This window comes from Streptomyces sp. YIM S03343, assembly GCF_054729195.1.
Genome location: NZ_JBPUKX010000001.1, coordinates 7,882,358 through 7,895,830, shown reverse-complemented (window position 1 = coordinate 7,895,830; position 13,473 = coordinate 7,882,358). Strand labels below are relative to the sequence as shown.

The following is a 13,473-nucleotide window of genomic DNA, read 5'->3' as shown; positions in this document are numbered from 1 at the left end:
TCCAGTTCGATGCGGGACCCCCGGTCAGTGTTAGTTTTCGCAGGCGTCACCGAATCAGCACGGGTGGGGAGAGAACATGGACACCACGCAGCGGACCGAGCAACAGCGGTCCGCCGACCGCCGACGGCGCGAACTGCTGGAGGCCGCCGACAGAGTGGTGCTGCGCGAGGGTCCGCAGGCGTCGATGAACGCCATCGCCGCGGAGGCGGGCATCACCAAGCCGATCCTCTACCGGCACTTCGGCGACAAGGGCGGGCTCTACGCCGCGCTCGCCAAGCGGCACACGGACGCACTCCTCGATTCGCTGAGGGAGGCGCTGGACGCCCCGGCGGAACGGCGTGAGCGCGTGGAGGCCACCCTCGACGCCTACCTGTCCGCGATCGAGGCCCGGCCCCAGGTCTACCGCTTCCTGATGCATCCGGCGGAGGGCTCCCAGAACGACCAGGGCTTCGACGTCGGCAAACACAGCGCGCCCCTGCTGCGCAGGATGGGCGAGGACCTGGCGCAGGTGATCGAGGAGCGGGTGGACCTCGGACCGGACAGCGAGCGGGTGGCACGGGTGTGGGGGCACGGGATCGTCGGCATGATGCAGGCGGCCGGTGACTGGTGGCTCGGCGAACGCCCCTGCTCCCGCGCGGAGCTGGTGAGGAGCCTCGCGGACCTGCTGTGGGGCCGTCTCGCGGCGGCCGGTGACCGGATCGGCGGCCCGGGATTCTGACACAGCCGCAGCTCAGCGCCCGTGGCGCGGACTCACCGGTGCCAGGAGGCGCGCGCCGCCTGGCGCATCAGGCGGTGCCGCCGCCAGCCCGTGACACGGTCGGCGTAGACCCGGCCCTCCAGATGGTCGCACTCGTGCTGGAGACAGCGGGCGAAGAAGCCCGTGCCGTGCACGGTGACCGGCTCGCCGGTCGCCCTGAATCCTTCGACGAGGGCGTGGTCGTAGCGCTCCGTCCCCGCTTCCAGGCCCGGCAGGGACAGACAGCCCTCCGGCCCCCTGATGACCACGCCGTCGGCCTCGACGAACCGCGGGTTGACCAGGTGGCCGAGGTGACGCACGTCATCGTCGTCCGGGCAGTCGAACACGAACACCCTGAGCGGGACACCGATCTGGTTCGCGGCCAGGCCCACGCCCTCCGAGGCGTACATCGTGGCGAACAGGTCCTCCACAAGGGCCGCGAGGTCGGGACCGAAGTCCGTGACGTCCTCGCAGGGGGCGCGCAGGGCGTCGTCGCCGAGCAGGGTGAGGGGCCGTACGCGCCCGCGGGCGCCCGGGATCGAGCCGTGTCGCATGGCGCAAGGGTACGGTCCTGTATGACACGCACATGTCGCACGGGCGTCGCGGCCCTGCGCGTTTCGGGCGTGCGAATGTATCTCGATAGGCTGACCACCAACGTTGCCGTCAGGCAGAGGCACGGCGCGTACGCAAGGAGGATCGAGAACTGATGTCAGGCAACTCGGACCCGCTCACGCCGCGGGCCAAGCTGGCAGTGACCGCGGGCAAGGCGGTCGCAGCGGCGTCGCGTGCCGCCGGACGCGGCAGCGGATCGGTGATCGGCGGCCGGGTGGCACTGAAACTCGACCCCGATCTCCTCGGACGGCTCGCCCAGCACCTGGACTGTGTGCTGGTCTCCGCCACCAACGGCAAGACCACCACCACCCGGCTGATCGCGGAGGCGCTGCGCGCCGCGGGCCAGGTCGTGTCCAACGCCCTCGGCGCCAACATGCCGGCCGGCATCACCTCGGCCCTGGCGGGCGGTTCGGACGCCAAGTTCGCCGTCATCGAGGTCGACGAGAAGTACCTCGCCGGAGTCGCCCGGGACACCGACCCCAAGTGCATCGCGCTGCTCAACCTCTCGCGCGACCAGCTCGACCGGGCCGCCGAGACCCGCATGCTCGCCGAGAACTGGCGCGAGGGCCTGGCCGGCACCAAGGCCGTCGTCGTCGCCAACTGCGACGACCCGCTGGTGGTGTGGGCCGCCTCGTCCTCGCCGAGCGTGGTCTGGGTGGCCGCCGGGCAGATGTGGAAGGACGACGCCTGGTCCTGCCCGTCCTGCGGCGGTGTGATGCAGCGTCCGGGCGACGACTGGTTCTGCGGCGAGTGCGGCTTCCGCCGCCCCACGCCGAGCTGGGCGCTCTCCGGCGACCATGTCCTCGATCCGCACGGCTCGGCCTGGCCGATCCACCTCCAGCTGCCCGGCCGCGCCAACAAGGCCAACGCAGCCAGCTCCGCGGCCGTCGCCGCCGTCTTCGGTGTGCCGCCGCAGGTCGCCCTGGAGCGGATGTACCAGGTGCAGGCCGTCGCCGGACGCTACGACGTCGTCCGCTTCATGGACCGCGATCTGCGGCTGCTGCTGGCGAAGAACCCGGCGGGCTGGCTGGAGACGTTCTCCCTGATCGACCCGCCGCCCACCCCGGTGATCCTCTCGGTCAACGCCCGCGGCGCGGACGGCACCGACACCTCCTGGCTCTGGGACGTCGACTACACGCGTCTGACCGGCCACCCGATCTTCGTGGTCGGCGACCGCAGGCTGGACCTCGCGGTCCGGCTGGAGGTGGCGAACCAGCACTTCCAGGTCTGCGACACCCTCGACCAGGCGGTGCAGCAGGCCCCGCCGGGCCGGATCGAGGTCATCGCCAACTACACCGCGTTCCAGGACCTGCGCCGTCGCGTCGGCAACTGACCCCGAAGGAACATCACTTGATGAGCGACAATCAACTTCGGCTGGTGTGGATCTACCCTGATCTGCTCAGCACCTACGGCGATCAGGGCAATGCCCTCGTCGTGGAACGCCGTGCGCGGCAGCGAGGTCTGGACGTGGCGCGGCTCGACGTGCGCAGCGACCAGCCGATCCCGACGTCCGGAGACATCTACCTGATCGGCGGCGGCGAGGACCGGCCGCAGCGGCTCGCGGCGGAGCGGCTGCGCCGTGACGGGCATCTGTACCGGGCCGTGGAGAACGGCGCGATCGTGTTCTCCGTCTGCGCGGGCTACCAGATCCTCGGCCACGAGTTCATCAACGACCTCGGACAGCGCGAGCCCGGCCTCGGGCTGCTCGACGTCAAGACGGTGCGCGGCGAGGGCGAGCGGTGCGTCGGCGACGTCCTCGGGGACATCGACCCGCGCCTCGGGCTGCCCCAGCTCACCGGCTTCGAGAACCACCAGGGCGTCACCCAGCTCGGCCCCACGGCCCGCCCCCTCGCCACGGTCAAGCTGGGCCGCGGCAACGGCACGGGGGACGGTACGGAGGGCGCGTACAACGAGACCGTGTTCGGCACCTACATGCACGGTCCCGTCCTCGCCCGCAACCCGCTGATCGCCGACCTGCTGCTGAAGCTGGCACTCGATGTGAACGCGCTGCCGCCGATCGACGACCGCTGGTACGAGGCGCTGCGCAACGAGCGCATCACGGCCGCCCAGCAGCCTGCCTGAGCCTGAGCGCTCCGCTGGGAGTGCCGCGATGTTCCTGTCTGTCGTCTGTTTTCTGCGGCTCGATCGTGGCTGGTCGCTCCCCCAAGCTCTCAACTTCGTTCGAGCAGGGAGGTACCCCCGTCGCGGCGGAGCCGCATATCGATACAGGCCCCGCGCCCCTTCGGGCGCTGCCGGACCGCAGCGGACTTCGCCCGGCCTGCTCAGCCGCGCCCGAGGGGGTGACGTCCGTCCGCTGCCCGCCTGGGCGCGGACAGGCTCGAGAACCCCTGCAGGAACCTTCTGGCAGCCTGCGGCACCGTCCTCCCCGGGCCCGTCTGATGGTCCGTCCGCTCACCTGAGTGGGCGCGTCCAACAGGCGGACGCCCGGTGTGGAGGGCCCCCCGCCCGCCGCTAGGCTAGCCGGGACAGAACCGGACGAAGCGGTCCGGTTCCCGGCCCACGTCGAGAAGGTGTTTCGGGCTATGCGCATCGGTGTCCTCACCTCCGGCGGCGACTGCCCCGGCCTCAACGCCGTCATCCGGTCTGTGGTACATCGTGCCGTCGTGGACCACGGCGACGAAGTCATCGGCTTCCGGGACGGCTGGAAGGGCCTCCTGGAGTGCGACTATCTCAAGCTCGACCTCGACGCGGTCAGCGGCATCCTCGCCCGCGGCGGCACCGTCCTCGGCTCGTCCCGGGTCCAGCCCTCCCATCTGCGGGACGGTGTGGAGCGGGCCCGGGGGCATGTCGAGGAACTCGGACTGGACGCGATCATCCCCATCGGCGGCGAGGGCACGCTCAAGGCGGCCCGGCTGATGTCCGACAGCGGGCTGCCCGTCGTGGGCGTACCCAAGACCATCGACAACGACATCGCGGTCACCGACGTGACCTTCGGCTTCGACACCGCCGTCGGGGTCGCCACGGAAGCGCTGGACCGGCTGAAGACCACCGCCGAGTCGCATCAGCGGGTGCTGGTCGTGGAGGTCATGGGCCGCCACACCGGCTGGATCGCGCTGCACTCCGGCATGGCGGCCGGCGCCCACGCCGTCGTCGTACCGGAACGCCCCTTCGACATCGAGGAGCTGACCCGCAGGGTCGGCGAGCGGTTCGAGGCGGGCAAGCGGTTCGCCATCGTCGTCGCCGCCGAGGGTGCCAAGCCGCGGCCCGGCACCATGGCCTTCGAGGAGGGCGGCACGGACATCTACGGCCATGAGCGCTTCGCCGGGATAGCGCGCCAGCTCTCCGTCGAGCTGGAGACGCGCCTGGGCAAGGAGGCACGGCCGGTCATCCTCGGGCATGTCCAGCGGGGCGGCACCCCGACCGCGTACGACCGGGTGCTCGCCACCCGCTTCGGCTGGCACGCCGTCCAGGCGGTGCACCGCCGCGAGTTCGGCAAGATGACGGCGCTGCAGGCCAACCGCATCGTGATGGTGCCGCTCGCGCAGGCCGTGGAGACACTGAAGACCGTTCCGATGGAGCGCTACGAGGAGGCGGAGTGGGTGCTGTGACGGCCCGCTGAGCCTCGCACCGCCCCCGGTCACGATGCCGACCGGGGGCGGTTCTAGTCTGGTGCGGACCGAACACGTACGACCCCATGGAGCAGGAGCCGGTGGATGGACCACAGCGGGCACGGGATGACCATGGATCTGCCGCCGTTCACGCTGGGGCGCGGGCTCCAGTGGTCGGCGGACCCGTTCTTCCTGGTGGCCTGTGTGCTGGCACTCGTCCTGTACGGCTGGGGCGTGGTGCGGCTGCGGCGCCGCGGTGACACGTGGTCGGCGGCCCGTACGGTGTCCTTCTTCACCGGGGTGCTGACCGTCGGGCTGATGATGTGCACCGCGCTGAACGACTACGGGATGGTCATGTTCAGCGTGCACATGGTGCAGCACATGATCATCAGCATGCTGTCGCCGATCCTGGTGCTGCTCGGCGCCCCGATGACCCTGGCGCTGCGTGCGCTGCCGGTCGCCCCCAGGGGCCGCAAGGGGCCGCGCGAGCTGCTGCTGATGCTGCTGCACAGCCACTACATGCGGTTCATCACGCATCCGCTGTTCACGATCCCGATGTTCATCGCGAGCCTGTACGCGCTGTACTTCACCCCGCTGTTCGACTTCCTGATGGGGTCGCGGGCCGGGCACATCGCGATGATGGTGCACTTCTTCGCGGTGGGCACGGTCTTCTTCTGGCCGATCATCGGCGTCGACCCGGGACCGAACCGGCCCGGGTATCTGATGCGGATGCTGGAGCTGTTCGCGGGGATGCCGTTCCACGCGTTCTTCGGGATCGCGCTGATGATGGCGACGACCCCGATGGTCGAGACGTTCCAGCACCCGGCCGCCTCGCTCGGTGTCGACGCGCTCTCCGACCAGACCTCGGCCGGCGGTATCGCGTGGGCGTTCAGCGAGATCCCGACGGTGGTGGTGCTGATCGCGCTGCTGTTCCAGTGGCACGGCTCCGAGCAGCGCCAGGCCAAGCGCAAGGACCGGGCCGCGGACCGGGACGGCGACAAGGAACTCGAGGCGTACAACGCCTACTTGGCGTCGCTGAACGCGCAGGGCCGCTGAGCGGTTTCCGGCCGTCCTCAGCCGTCACTGGCCGGGACAGCACGATACGAAGGGCTCTGTTCCGGGGCACCATGGAAGGGAACCGACCAGGAGGAGGGTGTCGCGATGCCCGGTTCCACGGACAGTTCCACAAAGACCATGGGGGTGCTCACCGTCGGCGGACTCGTCGTGGTGACGGCCTACACGGTGGCGCTCGGCAGCAACGGCTGGCTGTGGTTCGGCTGGGTCGTGCTGGGTCTGATCACCCTCGGTATGATCGCCATGCGCTCCCTGTGAGGGCCGGGCCGGGGGCCAGCACTACCGGTCCGGGACCCCCTCACTGCCCGGCTCACCGGCTCACTGTCCGGCGATCCGGCCCGCGGAGTGCACCCCGGGCTGGTATTTCGGCAGCCTGATGGTGATCTTCATCCCGGCCCCGAGCGCGGTCTCGATGACGAGGCCGTGGCCGTCGCCGTAGACCTGCCGCAACCGGTCGTCGACATTGGAGAGGCCGATGCCGCCGGAGGGGCTGCCGCCGCCCGCGAGGATACGGCGCAGCAGCTCGGGGTCCATGCCCGCACCGTCGTCCTCGATCACGACGAGGGCCTCGGCACCGGCGTCCTGGGCGGTGATGGTGATGTGGCACTTGTCGGACTTGCCCTCCAGGCCGTGCTTGACGGCGTTCTCGACGAGCGGCTGGAGACACAGGAACGGCAGCGCGACGGGGAGCACCTCGGGTGCTATCTGGAGGATGACGGAGAGGCGGTCGCCGAAGCGTGCCCGCACGAGGGCCAGATAGTGGTCGATGGCGTGGAGTTCGTCGGCGAGGGTGGTGAAGTCGCCGTGCCTGCGGAACGAGTAGCGGGTGAAGTCGGCGAACTCCAGGAGCAGTTCGCGGGCACGCTCGGGATCGGTGCGCACGAACGAGGCGATCACGGCGAGCGAGTTGAAGATGAAGTGCGGGGAGATCTGCGCGCGCAGCGCCCTGATCTCGGCCTCGATGAGCCGGGTGCGGGAGCGGTCGAGGTCGGCGAGTTCCAGCTGTACCGAGACCCAGCGGGCCACCTCGCCCGCCGCCCGTACCAGGACGGCGGACTCGCGCGGCGCGCAGGCGACGAGGGCGCCGTGCACCCGCTCGTCGACGGTGAGCGGGGCCACGACGGCCCAGCGGACGGGGCAGTCCGGGAGGTCGCAGTGCAGCCGGAACGCCTCGCCGCGGCCGCTCTCCAGGGGTCCGGCGAGCCGTTGCATGATCTCGGCGCGGTGATGGCCGCCGACGCCGTCCCAGGCCAGGACCTCCCTGTCGTCGGTCAGGCACAGCGCGTCGGTGCCCAGCAGGGTGCGCAGCCGGCGGGCCGATTTGCGGGCGGTCTCCTCGGTGAGCCCGGCCCGCAGCGCGGGCGCGGCGAGGGAGGCGGTGTGCAGGGTCTGGAAGGTGGCGTGCTCGACGGGTGTCCCGAGCCCGCCGAGACTCTCCGGCCGCGCGGTGTGCCGCCCCAGCCAGAACCCGGCGGCGAGCAACGGCAGCACGGCCACGAGCAGCCCCGCCAGAAACCCGCTCACGTCGTCATCACCTCCGCCCGCAACTGCGTCCGGGCCCGAACGGCCGCAGCCACCGGCCCGCTCACACTCTCACCTCCGCCCGCTGTTCCTCCCCCAGCAGCTCCTCCGGCAGATGGAACCGCGCCAGGATCGCAGCCGTGCCCGCGGGGACGCGGCCCGGGGTGGAGAGGGAGACGAGGATCATGGTGAGGAAGGCCAGCGGGACGGACCAGAGGGCGGGCCAGGCCAGCAGGGCGTGCAGGGTGCCGGTGCCCGGGAAGCCCGCCATGGTGGCGGTGACGGCGGCGAACGCGGAGCCGCCGCCCACCAGCATCCCGGCGGCCGCGCCGGGCGGGGTGAGCCGACGCCACCAGATGCCGAGGACGAGCAGCGGGCAGAAGGAGGACGCCGAGACGGCGAACGCGAGCCCGACGGAGTCCGCGACGGGCAGGGCGCCCACCAGGACCGCGGCGGCGAGCGGGACGGCCATGGCGAGGACGGTGCCGAGCCGGAAGTGCCGTACGCCGCGGGACGGGAGGACGTCCTGGGTGAGGACCCCGGCGACCGCCATGGTCAACCCGGAGGCGGTGGAGAGGAACGCGGCGAAGGCTCCTCCGGCGATCAGCGCGCCCAGCAGATCGCCGCCCACCCCGCCGATCATCCGGTCGGGCAGCAGCAGTACGGCGGCGTCCGCGTCGCCGGTGAGGGTCAGTTCGGGGGTGTAGAGCCTGCCGAGGGCGCCGTAGACCGGGGGCAGCAGATAGAAGCCGCCGATCAGGGCGAGCACGGCGACGGTGGTGCGGCGCGCGGCGACGCCGTGCGGGCTGGTGTAGAAGCGGACGACGACGTGCGGCAGGCCCATGGTGCCGAGGAAGGTGGCGAGGATCAGCCCGTACGTCGCGTACAGCGGGCGTTCCTGGCGGCTCTCGGCGAGCGAGGGCGACATGCCGCCGCTGCCGCCGCGGTCGGCGGCGGGGACGGGGTCGCCCGCGGCAAAGGTCAGCCGGGTCCCGGCGGCGATGCGGTGGGTGCCGACGGGGAGGCGGACCGGGGCTGCGGTGCGCGGGCGGCCGTCGACGGTGCCGCTCACGGTGACCGTCAGCGGGCGGTCGAGCCGCAGGTCGAGGGTGTCGGCGACCCGGACGGTGCGCGGCTCGCGGAAGGCGGCCGGTTCCTCGAAGACGTGGCGGGGGGCTGAGTCGCTCTGCCAGGCGAGGACGAGGAAGAGGGCGGGCACGAGGAGCGCGGTGAGCTTGAGCCAGTACTGGAAGGCCTGCACGAAGGTGATGCTGCGCATACCGCCCGCGGCCACCGTGGCGACCACCACGACGGCGACGATGACCCCGCCGAGCCAGTCGGGGGCGCCGGTGAGCACGGTGAGGGTCAGCCCGGCGCCCTGGAGCTGGGGCAGCAGATAGAGCCAGCCGATGCCGACGACGAGGGCACCGGCGAGCCGCCGCACCGTCTGCGAGGCGAGCCGGGCCTCGGCGAAGTCGGGCAGGGTGTAGGCGCCGGAGCGGCGCAGCGGGGCGGCGACGAACAGGAGCAGTACCAGATAGCCGGCGGTGTAGCCGACCGGGTACCAGAGCATGTCGGGGCCCTGGACCAGGACGAGTCCCGCTATGCCGAGGAAGGACGCCGCGGAGAGGTACTCGCCGCTGATGGCGGCGGCGTTGAGGCGGGGGCCGACCGTGCGGGAGGCGACGTAGAAGTCGGAGGTGGTACGGGATATGCGCAGCCCGAAGGCGCCGACGAGCACGGTGGCGACGACGACGAGGGCGACGGCGGGGACGGCGTAGCTGGAGTTCACGGGCGTCAGCGGTCTTCCACGAGCCGCACGAAGTCCCGCTCGTTGCGTTCGGCGCGGCGTACGTACCAGCGGGCGAGCAGCACCATCGGCGCGTACAGGGCGAAGCCCAGGACGGCCCATTCGAGGCGGGCGGAGTGCGGGGTGACCGCGAACACCAGCGGGAGCGGGCCGACGAGCAGCGCGAGGACCGCGACACCGGTGAGGGCGGCGCGCAGCTGGCTGCGCATGAGGGAGCGGACGTAGGTGTGGCCGAGGGTGGTCTGCTCGTCGATCTCGGTGCGCGGCCGGTAGCCGGAGGCCCGGCGGGCTCGGCGGGGCGGTCCGGTGACGACGACGCGGCGCTCCGTGGGGTCCACTGGGGCCTCCTCCCTATCCGGTGGTCCGGCGCATCAGCAGGTCCCTGAGGTGGCGTGCGTGGCGGCGGCTGACCTGGAGTTCCTCGGTGCCGACGACGACGCTGACAGTGCCCGCGTCGAGGCGGAGCTCGCCGATGTGGCGCAGGGCGACCAGATGGCGGCGGTGGATGCGGACGAAGCCGCGGGGGCGCCAGCGCTCCTCCAGGGCGGAGAGCGGGATGCGGACGAGATGGCTGCCCTTGTCGGTGTGGAGGCGGGCGTAGTCGCCGCGGGCCTCGACATGGGTGATGTCGTCGACGGCGACGAAGCGGGTGACGCCGCCGAGCTCGACCGGTATGTGGTCGGGGTCGGGTTCGTGGACGGGTATCCGCGGTGCGGCGCCGCGCAGTTCGTCGGCGCGGCGGACGGCTTCGGCGAGGCGTTCCTTGCGGACCGGTTTGAGGACGTAGTCGACGGCCTCCAGGTCGAAAGCGCGTACGGCGAAGTCCTCGTGGGCGGTGACGAAGACGACCAGCGGCGGGCGGGCGAAGCCGGTGAGCAGCCGGGCCATCTCCAGGCCGTCCAGGCCGGGCATCTGGACGTCGAGGAAGACCACGTCGATGGCCTCGGGTCCGTCGGGTCCCGACTCCAGGGCGCGGGTGATGCGGCGCAGCGCCTCCGTGGCGTCGCTCGCGCCCTCGGCGCTGCTGACGCGCGGGTCCGCGTTCAGCAGGAACAGCAGCTCCTCCAGGGAGGGGCATTCGTCGTCGACGGCGAGGGCGCGCAGCATGAACGTGGAGTCTAGGGGCGATCCGGACGGCTGCACATGTATCCGGCGTGACCATTCCGGCCGGACGGCATGTACGGCGCGGCGCACTGCGCGGCGGACCGCACGGTTGACCGCGCGCACTGCGCGGCGGACCGCTGGGTTGGCCGCGCGCTTGACCGTGCTGGATAAAGTGCGCCCATGAACAGCAGGAACACCCCGTTCGACGAGCTCGACAGAAAGATCGTCACCGCGCTGATGGCGAATGCGAGGAGCAGTTTCGCCGAGATCGGCACGGAGATCGGGCTGTCGGCGACCGCGGTCAAGCGGCGGGTGGACCGGCTGCGCGAGACCGGCGTGATCACCGGGTTCACGGCGACGGTGCGGCCGTCCGCGCTGGGCTGGCGGACCGAGGCGTACGTCGAGGTGTACTGCGAGGGCGCGGCCCCGCCGCGGCGGCTGGCGGAGGTGGTCCGCAACCATCCGGAGATCACCGCCGCGATGACGGTGACCGGCGGCGCGGACGCGCTGCTGCATGTACGGGCGCGGGACGTGGAGCATTTCGAGGAGGTGCTGGAGCGGATCCGCAGAGAACCGTTCATCCGGAAGACGATCAGCGTGATGGTCCTGTCCCATCTGCTCCCGGAGAGTCTGGAGGCCGGCACCAGCCAGCCCGCACCAGACGTGCGTCAAATGGGCTGAACAAGCAGCGTTCCTGCGTCGGTGCGCATGATTCTTTGCTTGTCGCGCGGCTAGGTCATTTCCTACCTTGGTGTCAACCCTCGCCCGACATCCGCAGGAAAGCGGAGGAATCCCTCTGTGCCCGACACCCGTGTGCCGCGCCCCAGGCGCTTCCTCGTCTGTGAACCCAGACACTTCGCCGTCCACTATGCGATCAATCCCTGGATGCATCCCGACGTGCGCGTCGACGTCGATCTGGCCCAGGAGCAGTGGCAGTCGCTGATCCGCGCCTACCGCACCCACGGCCACAGCGTCGACGCCGTCGAGCCGGTCCCGGGGCTGCCGGACATGGTCTTCGCCGCGAACTCCGCGGTCGTCGTCGGCGGCCGGGTCTTCGGCTCCCTCTTCCACGCGCCCGAGCGGCGCGCCGAGTCCGACCACTACGACTCCTGGTTCCGCGGCGCCGGCTACGACGTGCACCGGCCGGGGGCGGTGTCCGAGGGCGAGGGCGACCTCGTCTGGACGGGCCGCTATCTGCTGGGGGGCCACGGCTTCCGTACGACCCGTGAGGCCCACCGCGAGGCGCAGGAGTTCTTCGGGCACCCGGTGATCAGCCTGACGCTGGTCGACCCGTACTTCTACCATCTCGACACGGCGCTGTTCGTCCTCGACGACGGCGAGGAGACTGGTCACGACAACAACATCGTGTACTACCCCGAGGCGTTCTCGTCCGGCAGCCGTGACGTGTTACGGCGGCTGTACCCGGACGCCGTGGAGGCCACCCGCGACGACGCGCTGGCGTGGGGCCTGAACTCCGTCTCCGACGGCCGCCACGTGTTCATCGCGCCGCAGGCCGAGGCGCTCGCCGCCCGTCTCACCGACCACGGCTACGTCCCAGTCCCCGTCGACCTGTCCGAATTCCACAAGGCAGGCGGCGGTATCAAGTGCTGCACCCAGGAGATCCGCTGATGACCGCACCCGCCGTTACCCGTACGTCCGCCGAGCTGATCCGTGCCGAGGAGCCGGTCCTCGCGCACAACTACCATCCGCTCCCGGTGGTCGTCGCCCGTGCCGAGGGCGCCTGGGTGGAGGACGTCGAGGGCCGCCGCTACCTCGACATGCTGGCCGGTTACTCGGCCCTCAACTTCGGTCACCGCCACCCGGCGCTGATCGACGCCGCGCACCGCCAGCTCGACCGGCTCACCCTCACCTCGCGGGCCTTCTACAACGACCAGCTGGCCGTCTTCGCGGAGCGCCTGGTGGCGCTGACCGGCCAGGACGTGATGCTGCCGATGAACACCGGCGCTGAGGCGGTGGAGAGCGGCATCAAGATCGCCCGCAAGTGGGCCTACGAGGTGAAGGGCGTCCCCGCCGACCGGGCCACCATCGTGGTCGCGGCGGACAACTTCCACGGCCGTACGACGACGATCGTCAGCTTCTCCACCGACGAGACCGCCCGTACCGGCTTCGGGCCCTTCACTCCCGGCTTCAAGGTCGTCCCCTACAACGACCTGGCCGCGATGGAGGCCGCCGTCGACGAGACGACGGCGGCGGTGCTGATCGAGCCCATCCAGGGCGAGGCCGGCGTGATCGTCCCGGACGAGGGCTATCTGGCCGGGGTGCGCGAGCTGACCCGGCGGGCCGGGTGCCTGTTCGTCGCCGACGAGATCCAGTCGGGGCTCGGGCGGACCGGGCGCACGCTCGCCGTGGAGCACGAGGACGTGGTGCCGGATCTGGTGCTGCTCGGCAAGGCGCTGGGCGGCGGCATCGTGCCGGTGTCGGCGGTTGTCGGGCGCCGGGACGTCATGGGTGTGCTGCGGCCGGGCGAGCACGGCTCGACGTTCGGCGGCAACCCGCTGGCGGCGGCGGTCGGCACGGCGGTCGTCGAGCTGCTGGAGACCGGCGAGTTCCAGCACCGGGCGGCCGAGCTGGGCACGGTCCTGCGGGACGGGCTGACCGAGCTGGCCGGCAAGGGCGTCGGCGTCATCGGATTCCGCTCGCGGGGCCTGTGGGCGGGCGTGGACATCGACCCGGCGATCGGCACCGGGCGTGAGATCAGCGAGCGGCTGATGGCGGCGGGCGTCCTGGTCAAGGACACCCATGGCTCGACGATCCGGCTGGCCCCGCCGCTGACCGTCACCGCCGAGGAACTGCAGTCCGCGCTGGGAACGCTGGAGGGGGTGCTCACACAGGGGGCGTGAGCGACACTCTGGACGGGCCGCCGACGGAAGTCGGCGGCCCGTTTCATGTTGAGGCCTCGGCACAGCCCGAGCCGGTCGACGTGAGGGCGCCCGGGGTTCGCGGCCCGTTCGCGGGGATGGCCAGCTCAGGCCCGTTCGCGAGGGCCCGGGCCGGCTCGCGGGCGAGGATGGCTCGGACCCGCGCAT

The 13,473-nt window shown here is 71.4% G+C and carries 14 protein-coding genes; 9 read left to right on the top strand and 5 right to left on the bottom strand.

Annotated features, from left to right (window positions below):
• Nucleotides 1-76: 76 nt before the first annotated feature.
• Nucleotides 77-718 carry a TetR family transcriptional regulator gene (locus ACSYGN_RS34925; RefSeq protein ID WP_460402845.1) on the top strand — a complete coding sequence of 214 codons (642 nt, stop codon included), beginning with the start codon at nucleotides 77-79 and terminating at the stop codon, nucleotides 716-718.
• A gap of 32 nt (nucleotides 719-750) precedes the next feature.
• Here the strand turns inward: ACSYGN_RS34925 and def are convergent, their stop codons facing one another.
• Nucleotides 751-1,290, bottom strand: a complete 540-nt coding sequence (gene def / locus ACSYGN_RS34920; protein WP_460402843.1) for a peptide deformylase — start codon at nucleotides 1,288-1,290, stop codon at nucleotides 751-753.
• Nucleotides 1,291-1,442: 152 nt separating this feature from the next.
• Between def and ACSYGN_RS34915 the strand changes: the two genes are divergently transcribed.
• From ACSYGN_RS34915 to ACSYGN_RS34895, 5 genes are all read left to right on the top strand, one after another.
• Nucleotides 1,443-2,681 carry a MurT ligase domain-containing protein gene (locus tag ACSYGN_RS34915; RefSeq protein ID WP_460402841.1) on the top strand — a complete coding sequence of 413 codons (1,239 nt, stop codon included), beginning with the start codon at nucleotides 1,443-1,445 and terminating at the stop codon, nucleotides 2,679-2,681.
• Between the two features lie 20 nt (nucleotides 2,682-2,701).
• A complete protein-coding gene (locus ACSYGN_RS34910) occupies nucleotides 2,702-3,430 on the top strand; it encodes a type 1 glutamine amidotransferase (protein ID WP_460402839.1) in 729 nt (242 codons plus the stop codon).
• 461 nt (nucleotides 3,431-3,891) lie between these two features.
• Nucleotides 3,892-4,917 (top strand): 6-phosphofructokinase, encoded by a 1,026-nt coding sequence (locus tag ACSYGN_RS34905; RefSeq protein WP_460402837.1) that lies wholly within the window; start codon nucleotides 3,892-3,894, stop codon nucleotides 4,915-4,917.
• Nucleotides 4,918-5,022: 105 nt separating this feature from the next.
• Nucleotides 5,023-5,973, top strand: a complete 951-nt coding sequence (locus tag ACSYGN_RS34900) for a cytochrome c oxidase assembly protein (RefSeq protein ID WP_460402835.1) — start codon at nucleotides 5,023-5,025, stop codon at nucleotides 5,971-5,973.
• Nucleotides 5,974-6,078: 105 nt separating this feature from the next.
• Nucleotides 6,079-6,249 (top strand): hypothetical protein, encoded by a 171-nt coding sequence (locus ACSYGN_RS34895; protein WP_460402833.1) that lies wholly within the window; start codon nucleotides 6,079-6,081, stop codon nucleotides 6,247-6,249.
• Nucleotides 6,250-6,309: 60 nt separating this feature from the next.
• On the opposite strand, the gene ACSYGN_RS34890 is transcribed toward ACSYGN_RS34895, so the two are convergent.
• The 4 genes from ACSYGN_RS34890 to ACSYGN_RS34875 all read right to left on the bottom strand — a co-directional run bounded on the left by ACSYGN_RS34890 (nucleotide 6,310) and on the right by ACSYGN_RS34875 (nucleotide 10,429).
• Nucleotides 6,310-7,515, bottom strand: coding sequence for a sensor histidine kinase (locus ACSYGN_RS34890; RefSeq protein WP_460402831.1), 1,206 nt, complete (start codon nucleotides 7,513-7,515; stop codon nucleotides 6,310-6,312).
• Between the two features lie 61 nt (nucleotides 7,516-7,576).
• A complete protein-coding gene (locus ACSYGN_RS34885) occupies nucleotides 7,577-9,304 on the bottom strand; it encodes a sodium/solute symporter (RefSeq protein ID WP_460402829.1) in 1,728 nt (575 codons plus the stop codon).
• Between the two features lie 5 nt (nucleotides 9,305-9,309).
• Nucleotides 9,310-9,660: a hypothetical protein gene (locus ACSYGN_RS34880; protein WP_460402827.1), complete on the bottom strand. Its 351-nt coding sequence runs from the start codon at nucleotides 9,658-9,660 to the stop codon at nucleotides 9,310-9,312.
• Between the two features lie 13 nt (nucleotides 9,661-9,673).
• Complete coding sequence (locus tag ACSYGN_RS34875; RefSeq protein WP_460402825.1) at nucleotides 9,674-10,429, bottom strand: LytR/AlgR family response regulator transcription factor; 756 nt, start codon at nucleotides 10,427-10,429, stop codon at nucleotides 9,674-9,676.
• Nucleotides 10,430-10,606: 177 nt separating this feature from the next.
• Between ACSYGN_RS34875 and ACSYGN_RS34870 the strand changes: the two genes are divergently transcribed.
• The 3 genes from ACSYGN_RS34870 to rocD all read left to right on the top strand — a co-directional run bounded on the left by ACSYGN_RS34870 (nucleotide 10,607) and on the right by rocD (nucleotide 13,287).
• Complete coding sequence (locus tag ACSYGN_RS34870; RefSeq protein ID WP_460402823.1) at nucleotides 10,607-11,107, top strand: Lrp/AsnC family transcriptional regulator; 501 nt, start codon at nucleotides 10,607-10,609, stop codon at nucleotides 11,105-11,107.
• 117 nt (nucleotides 11,108-11,224) lie between these two features.
• On the top strand, nucleotides 11,225-12,055 hold the full coding sequence (gene ddaH, locus ACSYGN_RS34865) for a dimethylargininase (RefSeq protein WP_460402821.1): 831 nt from the start codon (nucleotides 11,225-11,227) through the stop codon (nucleotides 12,053-12,055).
• A complete protein-coding gene (gene rocD / locus ACSYGN_RS34860) occupies nucleotides 12,055-13,287 on the top strand; it encodes an ornithine--oxo-acid transaminase (protein ID WP_460402819.1) in 1,233 nt (410 codons plus the stop codon). Before ddaH ends, rocD begins: the two co-directional genes overlap by 1 nt.
• Nucleotides 13,288-13,473: the final 186 nt, after the last annotated feature.

Coding starts and splice junctions, on each gene's coding strand:
- ACSYGN_RS34895 (WP_460402833.1), top strand. CDS start 6,079: ATGCCCGGTTCCACGGACAGTTCCACAAAGACCATGGGGGTGCTCACC.
- rocD (WP_460402819.1), top strand. CDS start 12,055: ATGACCGCACCCGCCGTTACCCGTACGTCCGCCGAGCTGATCCGTGCC.
- def (WP_460402843.1), bottom strand. CDS start 1,290: ATGCGACACGGCTCGATCCCGGGCGCCCGCGGGCGCGTACGGCCCCTC.
- ACSYGN_RS34900 (WP_460402835.1), top strand. CDS start 5,023: ATGGACCACAGCGGGCACGGGATGACCATGGATCTGCCGCCGTTCACG.
- ACSYGN_RS34910 (WP_460402839.1), top strand. CDS start 2,702: ATGAGCGACAATCAACTTCGGCTGGTGTGGATCTACCCTGATCTGCTC.
- ACSYGN_RS34870 (WP_460402823.1), top strand. CDS start 10,607: ATGAACAGCAGGAACACCCCGTTCGACGAGCTCGACAGAAAGATCGTC.
- ACSYGN_RS34905 (WP_460402837.1), top strand. CDS start 3,892: ATGCGCATCGGTGTCCTCACCTCCGGCGGCGACTGCCCCGGCCTCAAC.
- ACSYGN_RS34875 (WP_460402825.1), bottom strand. CDS start 10,429: ATGCTGCGCGCCCTCGCCGTCGACGACGAATGCCCCTCCCTGGAGGAG.
- ACSYGN_RS34925 (WP_460402845.1), top strand. CDS start 77: ATGGACACCACGCAGCGGACCGAGCAACAGCGGTCCGCCGACCGCCGA.
- ACSYGN_RS34915 (WP_460402841.1), top strand. CDS start 1,443: ATGTCAGGCAACTCGGACCCGCTCACGCCGCGGGCCAAGCTGGCAGTG.